This window comes from Aurantivibrio infirmus, assembly GCF_054767315.1.
Genome location: NZ_BAAFSK010000008.1, coordinates 127,838 through 142,887 on the forward strand (window position 1 = coordinate 127,838; position 15,050 = coordinate 142,887).

The 15,050-nt window shown below is 42.3% G+C and carries 16 protein-coding genes; 14 read left to right on the forward strand and 2 right to left on the reverse strand.

Annotated elements, in window-relative coordinates:
- Nucleotides 1-144: 144 nt before the first annotated feature.
- The 6 genes from pabC to ACYUCY_RS17150 all read left to right on the forward strand — a co-directional run bounded on the left by pabC (nucleotide 145) and on the right by ACYUCY_RS17150 (nucleotide 5,183).
- Nucleotides 145-1,014 carry an aminodeoxychorismate lyase gene (gene pabC / locus ACYUCY_RS17125; protein WP_460227750.1) on the forward strand — a complete coding sequence of 290 codons (870 nt, stop codon included), beginning with the start codon at nucleotides 145-147 and terminating at the stop codon, nucleotides 1,012-1,014.
- On the forward strand, nucleotides 1,004-2,038 hold the full coding sequence (gene mltG / locus ACYUCY_RS17130; RefSeq protein WP_460227751.1) for an endolytic transglycosylase MltG: 1,035 nt from the start codon (nucleotides 1,004-1,006) through the stop codon (nucleotides 2,036-2,038). Before pabC ends, mltG begins: the two co-directional genes overlap by 11 nt.
- A gap of 1 nt (nucleotide 2,039) precedes the next feature.
- Nucleotides 2,040-2,675 carry a dTMP kinase gene (gene tmk / locus ACYUCY_RS17135; protein ID WP_460227752.1) on the forward strand — a complete coding sequence of 212 codons (636 nt, stop codon included), beginning with the start codon at nucleotides 2,040-2,042 and terminating at the stop codon, nucleotides 2,673-2,675.
- Nucleotides 2,676-2,696: 21 nt separating this feature from the next.
- Nucleotides 2,697-3,722, forward strand: coding sequence for a DNA polymerase III subunit delta' (locus tag ACYUCY_RS17140; protein ID WP_460227753.1), 1,026 nt, complete (start codon nucleotides 2,697-2,699; stop codon nucleotides 3,720-3,722).
- 171 nt (nucleotides 3,723-3,893) lie between these two features.
- Nucleotides 3,894-4,247, forward strand: coding sequence for a PilZ domain-containing protein (locus tag ACYUCY_RS17145; protein WP_460227754.1), 354 nt, complete (start codon nucleotides 3,894-3,896; stop codon nucleotides 4,245-4,247).
- A gap of 144 nt (nucleotides 4,248-4,391) precedes the next feature.
- Nucleotides 4,392-5,183, forward strand: a complete 792-nt coding sequence (locus tag ACYUCY_RS17150) for a TatD family hydrolase (RefSeq protein WP_460227755.1) — start codon at nucleotides 4,392-4,394, stop codon at nucleotides 5,181-5,183.
- Nucleotides 5,184-5,185: 2 nt separating this feature from the next.
- Here the strand turns inward: ACYUCY_RS17150 and ACYUCY_RS17155 are convergent, their stop codons facing one another.
- Entirely contained in the window at nucleotides 5,186-6,271 is a 1,086-nt protein-coding gene (locus ACYUCY_RS17155; protein ID WP_460227756.1) for an MJ1255/VC2487 family glycosyltransferase, read from the reverse strand.
- 67 nt (nucleotides 6,272-6,338) lie between these two features.
- Nucleotides 6,339-6,854 carry a phosphatase PAP2 family protein gene (locus tag ACYUCY_RS17160; RefSeq protein ID WP_460227757.1) on the reverse strand — a complete coding sequence of 172 codons (516 nt, stop codon included), beginning with the start codon at nucleotides 6,852-6,854 and terminating at the stop codon, nucleotides 6,339-6,341.
- Between the two features lie 150 nt (nucleotides 6,855-7,004).
- On the opposite strand from ACYUCY_RS17160, the gene ACYUCY_RS17165 reads away from it, so the two are divergent.
- The 8 genes from ACYUCY_RS17165 to ACYUCY_RS17200 all read left to right on the forward strand — a co-directional run bounded on the left by ACYUCY_RS17165 (nucleotide 7,005) and on the right by ACYUCY_RS17200 (nucleotide 14,945).
- Nucleotides 7,005-7,631, forward strand: coding sequence for a dUTP diphosphatase (locus ACYUCY_RS17165; protein ID WP_460227758.1), 627 nt, complete (start codon nucleotides 7,005-7,007; stop codon nucleotides 7,629-7,631).
- Between the two features lie 256 nt (nucleotides 7,632-7,887).
- Complete coding sequence (locus ACYUCY_RS17170) at nucleotides 7,888-8,871, forward strand: malate dehydrogenase (RefSeq protein ID WP_460227759.1); 984 nt, start codon at nucleotides 7,888-7,890, stop codon at nucleotides 8,869-8,871.
- 114 nt (nucleotides 8,872-8,985) lie between these two features.
- Nucleotides 8,986-9,459 (forward strand): thioredoxin-dependent thiol peroxidase, encoded by a 474-nt coding sequence (gene bcp / locus ACYUCY_RS17175; protein WP_460227760.1) that lies wholly within the window; start codon nucleotides 8,986-8,988, stop codon nucleotides 9,457-9,459.
- A 391-nt stretch (nucleotides 9,460-9,850) separates the two neighbouring features.
- Entirely contained in the window at nucleotides 9,851-10,837 is a 987-nt protein-coding gene (locus ACYUCY_RS17180; protein ID WP_460227761.1) for a helix-turn-helix domain-containing protein, read from the forward strand.
- A 260-nt stretch (nucleotides 10,838-11,097) separates the two neighbouring features.
- Nucleotides 11,098-11,436 carry a preprotein translocase subunit YajC gene (gene yajC / locus ACYUCY_RS17185; RefSeq protein WP_460227762.1) on the forward strand — a complete coding sequence of 113 codons (339 nt, stop codon included), beginning with the start codon at nucleotides 11,098-11,100 and terminating at the stop codon, nucleotides 11,434-11,436.
- A gap of 174 nt (nucleotides 11,437-11,610) precedes the next feature.
- On the forward strand, nucleotides 11,611-12,615 hold the full coding sequence (locus ACYUCY_RS17190) for a 1-aminocyclopropane-1-carboxylate deaminase/D-cysteine desulfhydrase (RefSeq protein ID WP_460227763.1): 1,005 nt from the start codon (nucleotides 11,611-11,613) through the stop codon (nucleotides 12,613-12,615).
- Between the two features lie 15 nt (nucleotides 12,616-12,630).
- The gene (locus tag ACYUCY_RS17195) at nucleotides 12,631-14,001 is read left to right on the forward strand and encodes an alanine/glycine:cation symporter family protein (protein WP_460227764.1); all 1,371 of its coding nucleotides are present in this window, start codon (nucleotides 12,631-12,633) and stop codon (nucleotides 13,999-14,001) included.
- 23 nt (nucleotides 14,002-14,024) lie between these two features.
- On the forward strand, nucleotides 14,025-14,945 hold the full coding sequence (locus ACYUCY_RS17200) for a 5'-nucleotidase (RefSeq protein ID WP_460227765.1): 921 nt from the start codon (nucleotides 14,025-14,027) through the stop codon (nucleotides 14,943-14,945).
- Nucleotides 14,946-15,050 lie beyond the last annotated feature (105 nt).

The window sequence follows — 15,050 nt, forward strand, 5'->3', positions numbered from 1 at the left end:
AATTCTAATTTAAAATATTTTTAAGACGATGCCCAAAATATCGCAAAAAGAATATTTGTCTCTTCCAAGAAATGCCGACCCAACTCGGCATTTTTTTCGCCAACTGATAAGGTATCCTCTTTTCTTTAGAGGTGGGCGAGAAACATGCTAGATTTCATTCCCGTTGTCTCAGTTAACGGACGGATAGATTCTTCGCTTGTAGCCCACGACAGAGGCCTAAGTTATGGTGATGGCCTGTTTGAAACCATGATCATGCAAAATTCTGTGTTGCCATTTATTGACATTCATTTGTCCCGCCTAAACGAGGGTGTTGCACGATTGCAAATCGACTTCGATCAGAAAACCTTAAGTCAGTATATATCTCACTTACTGGTGGTTGGAAAAGAGAGAGGAGTTGAAGAAGCTGTATTGAAAATTGTTGTTACTCGTGGTGTAGCGGGGAGAGGCTATCAGCCCAGTATCACAGTTCCCGCGACAATAATTTTAGGCTTATACCCAATACCCTTAATTCCTGAAAGTTTTTATTCGCAAGGCGTCAATGTATTTGTTTGTGATTATCGTTTGCCAAAAAATAAAAAATTAGCGGGCATAAAACATCTTAATAAACTAGATTATGTGTTAGCGAGTTTAGAGTGGCGCGATCAAGATTTTCAAGAAGGCTTGCTTTTTGATAGTGATAATAATTTAGTGGAGGCAAATAGCCGAAATGTATTTTTGTTGTCCGATGGAAAACTATTCACGCCTTCCTTGGAGAGTTCTGGAGTGGCGGGAACACTACGACGAATGGTTATAGAAAAGTACGCTAATTTTTTAAACATAGAAGTTATAGAAAAACAATTAAGTTTGGAGAGTTTGCTTACCGCGGATGAAGTTTTTTTATGTAACAGTGTTACTGGATTTTGGCCCGTCAAAGCAATAATGGGATCTGAAATTCAGCAAACGGGCATGGCTGCTCAATTACAACAATTATTTCAAGACGATATTCTCGCTAGGGTCGGCGCCAATGTTGCGTAAAATATTCCTTATTTCATTTGTTTTTCTGTTGTTAGCATCGGCAAGCGTTTTCTATCTAGGAAAGCAATGGCTAAATCAACCGATTGGATTTCCAGAGCAAGGTTTTAACTATTTTGTTGAGCCAGGGTCTTCGCTGACAAGCACGACACTAAATTTCAACGCCCAGGGCTATATTGATTTCCCCTTATTGCTAGCTCGATATGCGAGAATTGTTGACAAAACCGATATTCGCGCAGGTGAATATCGGTTTTCACAAGATGACACACCACTTAGTTTTTTGGAAAAATTAGTAAGAGGCGATGTTGTTGAGTATCAAGTAACGCTGGTAGAAGGGTGGACATTTAAGCAGGCACTTAAGCATTTGCATACGCAGGAAAAACTTGTCATTAAATTAATTGATGAAAATGCTCTAAATGATTTTTACACAAGCTTGGCCCTTGAAAAAGGACATCCAGAAGGATGGTTTTTTCCTGACACATACCAGTATATTGCGGGCATGTCGGACCTGCAAATCCTTGAGCAAGCGCATCTTCGCATGCGTGATGTATTGGCGACAGAGTGGGCTAATAGGCTTGGCGAATTACCTTATAAGTCATCATACGAAGCTTTAATAATGGCATCGATAGTAGAGCGAGAAACCGGCGTTCCTTCAGAACGTGAGCAAATAGCTGGGGTATTTGTCCGTCGTCTAGAAAATAATATGCGCTTGCAAACGGATCCTACGGTTATCTATGGCTTGGGCGATCAGTTTTCTGGCAATATTCGCCGTCAACATTTAACCCAAGCAACTCCCTATAACACCTATGTAATAAAAGGTTTGCCGCCGACTCCAATCGCATTGCCGGGGAAGGAATCAATTTACGCGGCGCTTCATCCAGATAATGGCAACGCACTCTATTTTGTTGCCAAGGGTGATGGTAGTCATCAGTTTTCATCAACCTTAGAAGAGCACAATCGAGCGGTAAGAGAATTCCAGATTCTTCGCCGTGCTAAAAATTATCAATCAAGGCCCGAAAATAATTAGAATGAAGAACGGAAGGTTTATTACTCTCGAAGGCACTGAAGGCGTCGGTAAGTCAACGAACTTACAGTACGTTACCGAATGCTTGCGCAAAAAAAATATTGACGTTGTATTGACGAGAGAGCCGGGAGGAACGCCAATCGCAGAATTAATTCGGGAATTGATTCTTGCCAAGCACGACGAAAAAATGTGTGACATGAGTGAATTACTATTGGTTTTTGCCGCAAGAGCGCAACATTTAAATCAAGTTATATTACCGGCTTTGCAGCGTGGCGCTTGGGTGTTAAGTGATAGATTTACCGATGCAACCTATGCGTATCAAGGTTATGGCCGCGGCTTATCGATGGATGTAATCCAGCAGTTGGAAAATTTAGTTCAAAACACAATAAGGCCCGATCTAACAATATTATTAGATATTGATGTTGAAACCGGTTTGCAGCGTGCAAGTGAAAGAAGCGAACCAGATCGTATTGAACTTGAAGAACGACAGTTTTTTGAAGCGGTTCGTCATGGCTATCTTGAATTAGCAAAGAAAAATCCGAAGCGTTACGTGATCATCGATGCGAGTAAAGAGCTTGTAGAGGTTCAAAAATCTATTCATGAAAAGCTTGTTTCTTTTGTCGACCGCAGTCAGCAATAATTACTTAAAAGGTTGCTCTTCTTGACTTCATCATCACTCGCAGAAACATATCTACCTTGGCAAAAAAATCTTTGGGATTCACTTTTTGCGCAAGTTGATGCGAGTAGATTACCTCACGCCCTATTATTCTCTGGTGTGGCTGGACTTGGCAAAAGGCAATTGGCTATTGCTTTTGTACAAGCTTTATTGTGCAAAGACAAAAGCCAGACGATTGCTTGCGGAAATTGTAAGAGCTGCTTGTTATTTCAGTCAGATACTCATCCGGATTTTCTTTTGCTGGAACCTGAAGGAACAAGTAAAGCAATTAAAGTTGATCAGATCCGTGATGTTGTGAATTTAATAGGCAAGACAGCTCAGCAGGGCGGATATAAATGTGTCGTGATTCATCCCGCCGAAGCGATGAACAATAACGCATATAATGCCTTGCTGAAATCCTTGGAGGAGCCGCAAGGAGATGCTTACATAATTTTGGTTTCCGCCTCTCCCAGTCGCCTACCGGCAACCGTAAGAAGTCGGTGTCAGAATATAAACTTTACCAAGCCCGATGAGTCAATTGCTCTCAAGTGGCTACAATCACAGATTGAAGGAGATCCCAAAGCACTCCTTGATGAGTTTGCTGGCGCTCCTTGCGCGGCCTTACTGGCTCACCGCGAAGGTAAGCTCGCCCTCAAACAAAGTTTGGCGGACACCTTGGCTCGCATTATTTCGGGGTCAATGTCAGGCTCCGAAGCGAGTAAGTCATTAGCGGCTATGGAGGTGATCGATATATTCGATAACGTCCTTGCGTGGATAGGCGAAGTACTGGCTTTTCAGCTAGCAGGGCAGGCCGCGCGACACCCGTCCTCCAAGACCCTGCTACCGAGCCTAGCCATGGTGAATAGCGATTGGCTGTTTCGGTTTCGTGACAAGCTTCTAGAGACTAAGCGGCTTTTGGAAAGCAACGCGAACCCAAATAAACAATTAGTGATTGATGAGTTATTGATGGATTTACAAGCAATGACCGCACGCAGATCGGGCCGAAATGTTTCAGCTCGTCGCTCGCTTTGACACTTCGGGCATTTTGGGTGTGACTAAAGGAAATAAATGCCATAATTTCGGCGCTGTATCACAAATATTCTGGGGGCATCTAATAGCGCTTACCGAATATCAGCGGCTATACTTACTGAAATATCCACTAATCTAGTTTCATTCATATAAATATCGAGCGAAAACACGAAAATGAAAGGTCTTGGAGGCGGTGCCAGAAACGGCATTCTATCACTGACAATTAAAGACAAGGCGGTGCTTTACGCCGCGTTTATGCCATTCCTTAAAAATGGTGGGCTTTTTATTCCCACGAGTAAGAATTATAAGCTCGGCGATGAAGTTTTCATGTTGCTGAATTTAATGGATGAGGCAGAGAAAATCCCAGTGGCTGGAAAGGTTGTGTGGGTGACACCCAAAGGTGCTCAAGGTAATCGTGCTGCTGGAATTGGCGTGCAATTTAGCGATCAAGAAAATACCGCAACGGATAAAATTGAAACCTATCTCGCAGGCTCATTGGATTCCGATCGACCTACCCATACTATGTAAATCCGCGTTTCAACGCCTTCTATTTTTTATCTTCGAGTTAACTAGATCCCGAACTAATTATCGATTTTAATGTTTGCTTCAAGTACATTCTTGTGCAGCTATGCCGACCCAAATATTCCTTCATTACGATAAAAACTAATTTTTATGCTCATAGACTCCCATTGCCATCTGGACCGCCTCAATCTTGATGCTCACGGTGGAAAACTATCCAACATTATTGATTCAGCCAGTGCGCGGGGCGTTGAAGGAATGTTGTGTGTTGCGATTAGTTTAGAAAACAGAGAAAACGTCGTAAAAATTGCAGAGCAAAATAAACACGTAGTGGCTTCTGTTGGTGTTCATCCATTGGATATTGAGAAAGGTCTTGCGACCTGCGATCAGTTAATAGAATGGAGTAAACACGAGAAAATTGTTGCGCTCGGTGAAACAGGCTTAGATTATTATTACTCTGATGAGAGTAAAGTGTCGCAACAAGAAAGCTTTGTAATTCATTTGAATGCCGCCTCGAAATCCCAATTGCCAGTTATAGTACATACGCGTTCCGCTAAAGAAGATACCTTGGCATTGATAAGAGAACACGGAAATGTAGAAAGCGCGGGCGTCTTGCATTGCTTCACTGAAGATTGGGAGATGGCTAAACGGGCGTTAGATCTGAATTATTTTATTTCGATCTCAGGTATTGTTACTTTTAAAAATGCGGAAGAATTGCGAGATGTCGTTAGGAAGACACCAATCGATCGATTGTTAGTTGAAACTGATTCTCCGTACTTGGCTCCAGTACCTTATCGAGGAAAACCAAACCAACCTGCATATGTGCGTGAAGTGGCGGAATACGTAGCCGAGCTAAAAAATATGAGCTATGAAGACTTGATTCGTATAACAGCGGAAAATTTCTTTGCGTTATTTCCAAAATCTGTATCGTGGCTGAAAAAATAAAATTAAACGTTGCGCGCCATTAATAAGCTTTGCTTTTTGTAGGGTTGGAATGTTTTAAGATTCCCGCTATCAGTTTCGCTCCACAGCTTTTCGATTAAATCATCCATTTTGTCTAGTTCACCAGAAACGATCCATTTTGCGATTTCCTTCGCAACGTTGGGGTATTCGACTTTCCTTCCTTCAAATTCCATTAACCACTTGTCTACAAGCCTTGCGCTTAGTTTGTTGGCGGCGATTCCTAATTCTAATTTCTCTAGTGCGAAGGCGTTGGATGTTTGCTCCATCTGCCCATGCAATGGTTTCACTAACAATTTTTTGCCAAGAGATATTGCTTCGCTGGCGAGTTCGAAGCCAGCGTTGCTGATAACGCCATTTGATTTTGCCAGATCGATTTGAAAATTTTCTTTAGAGATAGGATTCAGCTGAATATTGCCTATTATTTTCTTTTCTTCAAAGTCACCATAGTAGCTAAATGTAAAATTCTCAAAGTTCTGAAAAAGCGCGATGATATCGCTGGGGTTCTCAAAGGGTAAATAAACTACCATAGAATTTTTTTGAGTTTCGACAGATTCCCTCCAAGTTTCCACTATTGGCGGTAAGATGGGTTGTTGAAAGTGATACCAGTGAAGCCCTACACTGATGTTGGTAGGTGCAAATTTTCTCATAATATAGCGTGTTAAAATGTTGTCACCTTTTTTGGGAATAGGGAAGTCGAATGCATATTGATGCCCTAGACCAAGACACCTTATGTTTTTTCGTCGTGCAGCCCAGGCGGACACCGGTTCAAAATCTGAAATAACTAAATCGTAATCTTCGACAGGGAGTGAACGGATGTCACGCAGTAGTTGAATGGGTTTAGCGTTGAATATGGTTTGGATAGGTTTAACTTTTCCTTTCACGATAACAAAAGTTAGGCCATCAAGGCATTTCCAATTACCAAAATCTCCCATCGAAAAATATTTTTCGGCCTGCCTGCCACTAAACACATAGTCGACTCGCACGCCTAAGATTCGGAGCTGTTTGCTCATCGCCCTAGCTCGGGTTAGGTGTCCATTGCCAGTACCTTGCACGCCATATAGGATTTTCAAAGTGTCACATACCTCGTTGAATCGGTTTATAAAATTTCATTTTTGCGATTCGAGGAATCCAAGGTCGTTATGCAAGCTGAACACAAACAAAAATCGCGATTGAGCTGCCGAGTACTGCGCCGGCTACCGTATCCGTAGGGAAGTGAACGCCCAACATAACGCGGGACCATGCAACACTGCAGGCCCACGGATAAAGAAATATGCCAGCGAGGGGAAAATATAAAGTACACAGGGTACTCATTAAAAATGCCGCCGAGGTGTGGCCGGAAGGAAAGCTAAATTTATCGGATGCTTGTATGATGCTTTTGAAACCGGGGATTACCTCCGGCGGGCGATTGCGACGAACGCGGTTTTTTAAAAAAAAGTAAATAGCTCGCTCAGTTGTAAATGCTACAAATGCAATCGTGAAAAATGTCTGGTAACCCAAATAGAGCATGAGCAAACCAAATACAACATAAAGGTAACCATCGGCAGTGTGAGATATACTTCGACTAATTGGTACGAGCAGTTTTCGACTACGTCTTTGTTGGCACCAGTCGAAACTGAAGTAATCGAATTGTATTGCGCTATCTATTAAGCTCATAGGGCGACCTCCATTTAAGTCATGATCCCTTAGCCTGATGAAACATTTGTGATAATATCGTTTCAATTCGATGACACTTAAGAATAAAAATATATAACCAAAACCCAATTCTACGAAAATCTAATCCTATAAAAACAATCGAGTCGTTATATGCAGCAGAAAATTCAAATCATGCTAGATCTTCAAGATTCAATGAATAGCAAAGTTAATCCCGATTGGCGGACTAAGAACTTTGAGTGGTATCGGGCGATTTGGATTGAGTGTGCCGAGATGCTTGATCACTACGGTTGGAAATGGTGGAAAAAACAGGATCCGGATATCGATCAGGTTATTTTGGAACTCATTGATATTTGGCACTTTGGGTTGAGTATTTTACTGCTTGAAGGTAAGGACGCTTTGGCAATAAAGGAAGAGGTTGAACAGTCATTGTCCCGGAAAACTAAAACTAACGCGAAAGAGTTTCCAGTTGAATTAGAAGCGTTTGTTTTAAGTACATTAGAAAGTAAATCATTTAATGTCGATGCCTTCATCAAAGTGATGAATACAATTACCTTAAGTTTCGATCAGCTTTATGCCGGTTATGTTGGCAAAAATGTGTTGAATTTCTTTCGCCAAGACAACGGTTATAAAGATGGAAGTTATAGAAAAGTTTGGGCAGGAAGGGAAGACAACGAACACCTAGTTGAATTACTGTCTGAACTAGATGTTGCGCAAGCAGATTTCAAAGATCGTTTGTATTCTGGGCTCGAAGCCAGGTACTTAAAATTTAAGCGTTAATAGGTGAGGTTTTAAAGGCTCATAAATCTGCTGGAGCTGTTTTAGAAGCCGTTGACGGCTTGTCAGTGGTAAGACTTGATTCGACAGAAAGTTATCTTGGGTAGTGAAATTTCTGGCTAATTCCCTATAATGCCCACCGCGTTAGTCAAGCGTGATGAGCCCCACATAGCCTTCAAGCGGGGCTGCGGTTTTGATCAGTTAATCAGACGTCAGTTTTAACAGACTTCCTTCCTACATCTCAAAATGGAGAACCATTGTGAAAGCACCCGTTCGTGTAGCCGTCACCGGAGCGGCAGGCCAAATAAGTTATTCGCTTCTATTCAGAATCGCCGCCGGCGATATGCTTGGCAAAGATCAGCCTGTCATTTTACAAATGTTAGAAATAACGCCTGCTCTAGGTGCGCTTAAAGGTGTCGCTATGGAGCTCGATGATTGTGCATTTCCTTTGCTAGCTGGAATAGTGTGTACTGATGATCCCAATGTCGCATTTAAAGACGCAGATTTCGCTTTGTTAGTGGGTGCTCGTCCTAGAGGGCCTGGTATGGAGCGTAAGGATTTGCTAGCAGCTAATGCAGCAATTTTCTCTGTTCAAGGTAAAGCGATCAACGACAATGCGTCGCGTGACATTAAGGTGTTAGTAGTTGGTAATCCCGCAAACACCAATGCGCTAATCACCCAAAGAAATGCTCCCGACATCGACCCAAGACAATTCACAGCGATGACACGATTAGACCACAATCGTGCTTTGACGCAGCTCGCTCAAAAAACGAGTACTTCGATCAATGACATCACCAAGCTAACGATTTGGGGTAATCATTCTTCTACTCAGTATCCAGACATCCATCAAACTAACGTGGATGGTAAGCCTGCGATGGGTTTGGTCGATCAAACATGGTATGAAAATGACTTCATTCCAACTGTACAGCAGCGCGGCGCAGCAATTATCGACGCAAGAGGCGCATCAAGTGCTGCTTCAGCCGCCAATGCTGCGATTTTCCATGTTCGCGACTGGGCACTGGGTTCGCCCGCAAATGATTGGGTGAGCATGGGGATATACAGTGATGGCAGTTATGGGATCACTGAAGGGCTCATTTATTCTTTTCCTTGCACCTGTAAGGATGGCAAGTGGGAAATCGTTCAGGGCTTAGAAATTAATGATTTTTCACGTAAGAAAATGGAAGCAACGGAACAAGAATTGAAAGAAGAGCGAGACGCAGTGAGCGATTTACTTCCCAAGTAATCGTTCGTATTAATAGGCATTGCTCAAACACCCATAACGCGCCAACCACAATTGGCGCGTGTTAAACAGAGCCCTGATAACTCGGGGAATTAAAGTAAGAAGCTGAGATTGGTCATGACGGTAGTGAAGGTAGGAAATCTTGCTCCAGCATTTAATTTGCTCAATCAAGACGGCAAGAAAGTGCAACTGAAAGACTTCAGAGGTAAAAAAAATGTTGTGCTTTATTTTTACCCTAAAGCCTTAACTCCCGGCTGTACCACGCAAGCCTGCGGGATTAGAGACAGCAAGAAGGAACTTGCGAAACGGAACTGCGTTGCGTTTGGGATCAGTCCTGATCCAGTTGACAAGTTAGCTAAGTTCGCCGAAAAGTATTCGCTAAATTTCGATTTACTTGCCGACGATGGCCACAAAATCGCTGAGAAATATGGCGTTTGGGGTGATAAGAAGTTCATGGGGCGCGAATACGTCGGCTTAATTCGGACCACCTTCATCATTTCTAAGCAAGGCAAGACCATTAGAATTCTCGATAAATTCAAGACTAAAACGCATCACGAAGATGTACTTCAAGCCCTGGATGAGTTGAGCTAATTCTTTTCAAATTACCTTTCTAAATTAACAACCCTAGTTTTTATTCCTTTATATTTTCTCCAGAAAACTCCGAAAATTTGACATCTAAAAATCGAGTGCTATAACTTTTTATTATAAAAATAGAAGAGTTATTCAAAAGACTTGATTCATAAATACCACGTTTACACAAAATCAAAGCCTCAGCGGCTACGACGTTTAGGTTCAAGGGTTAGTGCATATTTCGAGTCAGGAATCCCAAGCTAAAAGTATTGTCATCGAATACAACATCCTGGCGCCCGCAAGACTGGTTAACGGAGCCTATAACGAATAGTTTAGGCATCAAATAAAAACGATAAATTTTATTGATAGGTAGCGCACTACGCATGTTTGTGGGGCGTATGGGTTGCGGGTTATGGAGTATAGATTTTCTTCTTTAGTTGCCATGGATCAACCGAGTCATAAACAACAAATAGAACTAGAGCTAGAGAAATATAATTTTAGTCAGTTTTCCGATCGTTTGAAATTTCTACATAGTCAGTTAATTTCTCCTCAAAGTGAAACAGCGACCCAATCCGAATTGTATTTAAAAGCGGGTTGCAGGATGTTTGCGGTTGAAACAGGCTTCATAGCTTACGCAATGGGTGCTGCGGCCAGAAAAACCATGGTTTTTAGGCAAAATAAGCGCTTGATTGACGACAATTTGAATGATGCAGAGGAAAAGATTTTTGATAGCTTGATTGAACGCGATCACGTTTTGACCAGTTCGCTGACGAATACCGGTGTAGAGGGGGGCGCGTTGACGTATAATGCATCACCAACTCGACACTATATTGGAGCTCCGATCTCAGTTGTCGGGACAAAATATGGGGTTTTATGCTTTTTAAGTACGCTGAGTACCTCGTTCACTACTCAAGATATTGAAACAGTACAATTAATGGCTGAAGGAGTCGCACGAATGATCGAGCTTCAAAATGCGCCAGAAAAAAATAAAGTAGAAGAAATTCGTGGGTTTGCGACGGCGGGCGTTAAATCGCTTGATCAATACGTCCGACAAGCTCGTATCCCTGAGGCTTATGGCGTGTCAGGTCGGGTAGTAGAAGTACTGCAACGGAGAATAGGCAAGCAGCCATTGGCAATAGATTTTATTGCGGAAGAGCTGACTTTATCTAAGCGCACCTTGCAACGCCGCTTGCAACAACAGCAAGTGAATTTTGCACAATTGCGAGATCAAGTTCGATTTCACTATTCAATTGATTATCTGATTCATCAAACCTTGAGCATTGATGGTATTTCTGCGGCGCTGGATTTCTCTGATAGAACCAGTTTTACTAATGCTTTCAAGCGTTGGACGTCCTTATCGCCAAGTACTTTTAGAAAGTTGTTTCGCGATTACGCGTAAGTTTCAAGTATTCTCTCCAGGTTGTTAGTATCTTCTTCAAAAAGCACTTAGCGTTCTAAGTGCTTTTGTCATTTCTGCGTTTCCCAGCTAACTCATCCAGTATCGAAGTTCAGTGGCTTTGGGGCCCATCCCTAGAGAGCCATACGACTGCAATCTGATCGTTGCCCGGTCGGGATAAAACAAGTAGAGTATGCCGCCTTGAAACATGTGATCAAAAGCATGGAAATTGGCCCTTACAATCTTACAGAGGTATTTTCTTGATGGATTTTTTTATCCCAGCGGCGATGGCGCAGGCCCAAACCGGCGGACAGGCAGCACAAAGCACCTGGTTTATGCCAGTAATGATGGTTGGTTTGTTCGGATTTATGTATCTATTTATGATCCGACCACAGCAAAAGCGTCAAAAAGAGCACAAAGAACTTATTTCTGCTGTCGGAAAGGGCGATGAAGTTTTGTTAAATAGCGGTTTAATTGGCAAGGTCACGAAAGTCGAGGGTGATTATATCGTTCTGCAAGTCAGTGATAATACCGAATTGAAATTCCAAAAAATTGCGGTACACGCTGTTTTACCGAAAGGCACTTTAAAGTCTATTTCTTAATAATAGAGAAAGCATGAGCCTGGCCGAGCTAGGCGTGTTTCTTCTCCAATATTCCTTAATAAGCCGCGCTTACTTTTAGTTAGTGCGGCTTTTTGATTTTTAAATCTTAACAATTCCCCAGTAAGGCTTTATTCTTGATGGCTAATTTTTAGCGTTCTAATTTGAGGCTATTCCATGTTTGAGTATCCGAGTCGAATAAGACTTGCCCAAACGCCGACCCCCCTGCAAGCACTTGATCGAATTTCGGAACAATTAGGCGGTCCGCGAATTTGGATAAAGAGAGATGATTTAACCGGTTCCGCATTGAGTGGAAATAAAATACGGAAGTTGGAATTCGTCGTTGCTCAAGCCTTGGAAGAGGGTTGCGATACTTTGATTACTTGCGGAGGTTTGCAATCCAATCACTGTAGAGCGACTGCAATCGTAGGTGCACAATTAGGTTTGAATGTGTGCTTGATACTGAGGGAGGAAGGGAGCGCCGAGCCAGATGGTAATCTCTTGTTGGATCATTTGGTTGGCGCAAATATAAAAGTTATCCCCAGGCGAAATTATTTTAAAAACTTAAATCAATACTTTGAGCAATATTCTCAAGAATATATGGCGGAGGGAAGTAAACCTTTTTCAATTCCGACTGGTGCTAGTGATGAAATTGGGATTTGGGGATACATTGCAGCCTGTGAAGAATTAAAAAAAGATTTTTCTGATAATAATATCTCGCCGCGATTTATTGTGTGCGCCTCTGGATCAGGAGGTACACAAGCTGGTTTAACCGCAGGTGCCGCGATGCAAAAATTGGGTTCTGAGGTGATCGGATTTGCCGTTTGCGACGACGAAAATTATTTTATCAAAAAAGTAAATGAGGATTTATCAGCATGGTATCAGCGTTATGGTCTTAATAATAAAATTGATTGTGATATTAATAAACTAAAAATAAGTGTCAACGATAATTACATTGGCCCCGGGTATGCACAAGCGGAGCAAGAAATCTTTAATACGATAAATTATGTTGCCAAAACAGAAGGTATTTTCTTAGACCCTGTTTATACCGGAAAAGCTTTTTATGGTTTGATGTCTGAAATAAAAGCGGGGAATTTTAGCAACCAATCAGATGTTGTTTTTGTGCACACCGGTGGCGTTTTTGGTTTATTTCCACAGCGAAAAAATTTTTCCTTCTACTAATTTTTTGGAGTACTCATGGCAACATTCGAAAGTGTATTAGGCATGCTAAACGGTTTTGCATGGGGCCCCTGGATGCTTGCACTCATTCTAGGTACTGGGTGTGTGTTAATGGTTTTGCTTAAGGCGATACCTTTACGCAAAATTTTCTATGGTTTCAAACAGCTTGCTCTAGGAGGAAAATCGCGGGGTGAAGGCGATATAACTCCTTTTCAGGCACTCATGACCTCATTGTCGGCAACTATTGGTACGGGCAATATCGCTGGAGTTGCAACAGCTATTGGTCTTGGAGGCCCTGGTGCTTTGTTTTGGATGTGGTGCAGTGCCTTGGTTGGGATGGCAACCAAATATTCAGAAGCCGTTTGCGCAGTTCATTTTCGCGAGACTGACGAAGATGGGATGCATATCGGTGGGCCCATGTACTACATCAAAAATGGACTAGGAAAAAATTGGATTTGGTTAGGAACTCTTTTTGCGGTCTTTGGGTCGCTTGCCGGTTTTGGCATCGGGAATGCGGTTCAAGCACACTCAGTTGCCGAGGCGATGGGCGTTGCTTTTGGTATTCCAAAAGTTGTTGTTGGTTTTGTGCTGGCGATTTTGGTGGGTTTAGTTTTAATTGGTGGCATAAAAAGTATAGCGAAAGTTGCATCAAAAATAGTTCCATTGATGGGAATCACTTACGTTTTTATTGGCTTAGTTGTATTGGGCATGAATATCACTGAAATTCCGAGTGCAGTCCAATTAGTTGTTCACAGTGCGTTTAATCCTGTTGCGGCACAAGGTGGCTTTGCTGGCGCGGCGGTGATGTTGGCGATTCGATACGGTGTTGCTCGCGGTGTTTTTTCAAATGAAGCGGGCTTGGGGAGTGCACCTATCGCTCATGCAGCGGCAAAAACGGATAGCCCGGTAAGGCAAGGCGTGATCGCAATGCTGGGCACATTTATCGATACCCTAATAATTTGTTCTATTACCGGTTTAGCAATCATCGTCACTGGGGTTTGGTCCGGCGATGCAAAAGGCGTGGAGATGTCGCAAGCCGCATTTTTGGCTGTGATTCCTCATGGAGACAAGATCGTTTCCCTTAGTTTGGCCGTTTTTGCTTTTACAACAATTTTAGGTTGGAGTTACTACGGCGAGCGTTGTGCCCAATTTCTATTCGGCACGAAAATCGAATTGCCTTATAGAATTTTATGGGTGTCAATGATTCCTGTAGGCGCAATCGTATTACATCTGGATTTAGTTTGGACGATTGCCGATACCTTGAATGGTTTTATGGCGATACCAAATCTAATCGCGTTGTTGTTGCTGTCCGGTGTTGTTGTTCGTTTAACAAAGGAATATTTTAAAAATAGTGATCATTCTCAAAAAAGCAGTGAAATGACGGAATAAACTTCATAAGTTGGAGAACGATTATGCCCAGTAATTTTGGAAGTAAACTTGTTATCGCGATTTCTTCACGCGCGCTTTTTGATCTAAATGAAAGCAACGACGTTTATGAGAAACAAGGCCTTGATGCTTATTCAAAATATCAGATCGAGCATGAGAACGAAATTCTAGCTCCTGGCGATGCTTTTCCGCTGGTGCAAAAATTGTTGCGAATTAATGAGCGTCTTGGTGGTGAACCTCGTGTTGAAGTTATTTTGTTGTCTCGGAATAGTGCCGATACGGGTTTAAGAATTTTTAATTCGATCGAACATTATAATTTAACCATATCGCGTGCGGTTTTTTGCAGCGGTGAAAGTCCTTATCGTTATGTTCATCCCTTTGGCTGCCATTTGTTTTTGTCCACGCACGGTGAAGACGTTCGCAGCGCACTTGATCACGGGATTGCGGCGGCTACTTTATTCGCTTCGAAGAATAGATCCGATCATGGTGAACAGCTACGTTTCGCTTTTGATGGCGATGCTGTTTTATTTTCGGATGAGGCAGAACAAATATTTAAGCGTGAGGGCTTAAAAGCGTTTACTACGAGCGAAAAGGCCGCTGCAAAAAATCCTTTACTCGGTGGTCCTTTTAAAGATTTCTTGTCAGCCTTGCATGGATTACAAGCAGAGTTTAGTCGTGATGAAGCGCCAATTCGGACGGCGCTCGTAACGGCCAGGTCTGCACCAGCTCATGAGCGTGTGGTTAGAACTTTGAGAGATTGGAATATCCGAATAGATGAATCTTTATTCTTAGGCGGCTTGGAAAAAGGCCCTTTTTTAAGAGCTTATGGAGCTGACGTGTTTTTCGATGATCAGCGTCAGCACTGTAATTCTGCTAGTGAGCATGTGGCCACTGGTCATGTGCCTCATGGGATTGCCAATGAACAGTTTGTTGAAAAAGATCGATAGATTGAGTCCAAAATTATCTATCAATAAGGCAACGTTGTTTTGAGTCAGTGCTATGCTTTTTAAGATATAGAGCTATATACGGTGACAGAATTGCTGAAAATATTT

What these genes read in the sequence shown, in the direction of transcription:
- pabC (WP_460227750.1), top strand. Translation starts at nt 145, where the DNA reads ATGCTAGATTTCATTCCCGTTGTCTCAGTTAACGGACGGATAGATTCT.
- mltG (WP_460227751.1), top strand. Translation starts at nt 1,004, where the DNA reads ATGTTGCGTAAAATATTCCTTATTTCATTTGTTTTTCTGTTGTTAGCA.
- tmk (WP_460227752.1), top strand. Translation starts at nt 2,040, where the DNA reads ATGAAGAACGGAAGGTTTATTACTCTCGAAGGCACTGAAGGCGTCGGT.
- ACYUCY_RS17145 (WP_460227754.1), top strand. Translation starts at nt 3,894, where the DNA reads ATGAAAGGTCTTGGAGGCGGTGCCAGAAACGGCATTCTATCACTGACA.
- ACYUCY_RS17150 (WP_460227755.1), top strand. Translation starts at nt 4,392, where the DNA reads ATGCTCATAGACTCCCATTGCCATCTGGACCGCCTCAATCTTGATGCT.
- ACYUCY_RS17160 (WP_460227757.1), bottom strand. Translation starts at nt 6,854, where the DNA reads ATGAGCTTAATAGATAGCGCAATACAATTCGATTACTTCAGTTTCGAC.
- ACYUCY_RS17165 (WP_460227758.1), top strand. Translation starts at nt 7,005, where the DNA reads ATGCAGCAGAAAATTCAAATCATGCTAGATCTTCAAGATTCAATGAAT.
- bcp (WP_460227760.1), top strand. Translation starts at nt 8,986, where the DNA reads ATGACGGTAGTGAAGGTAGGAAATCTTGCTCCAGCATTTAATTTGCTC.
- ACYUCY_RS17180 (WP_460227761.1), top strand. Translation starts at nt 9,851, where the DNA reads ATGGAGTATAGATTTTCTTCTTTAGTTGCCATGGATCAACCGAGTCAT.
- yajC (WP_460227762.1), top strand. Translation starts at nt 11,098, where the DNA reads ATGGATTTTTTTATCCCAGCGGCGATGGCGCAGGCCCAAACCGGCGGA.
- ACYUCY_RS17190 (WP_460227763.1), top strand. Translation starts at nt 11,611, where the DNA reads ATGTTTGAGTATCCGAGTCGAATAAGACTTGCCCAAACGCCGACCCCC.
- ACYUCY_RS17195 (WP_460227764.1), top strand. Translation starts at nt 12,631, where the DNA reads ATGGCAACATTCGAAAGTGTATTAGGCATGCTAAACGGTTTTGCATGG.
- ACYUCY_RS17200 (WP_460227765.1), top strand. Translation starts at nt 14,025, where the DNA reads ATGCCCAGTAATTTTGGAAGTAAACTTGTTATCGCGATTTCTTCACGC.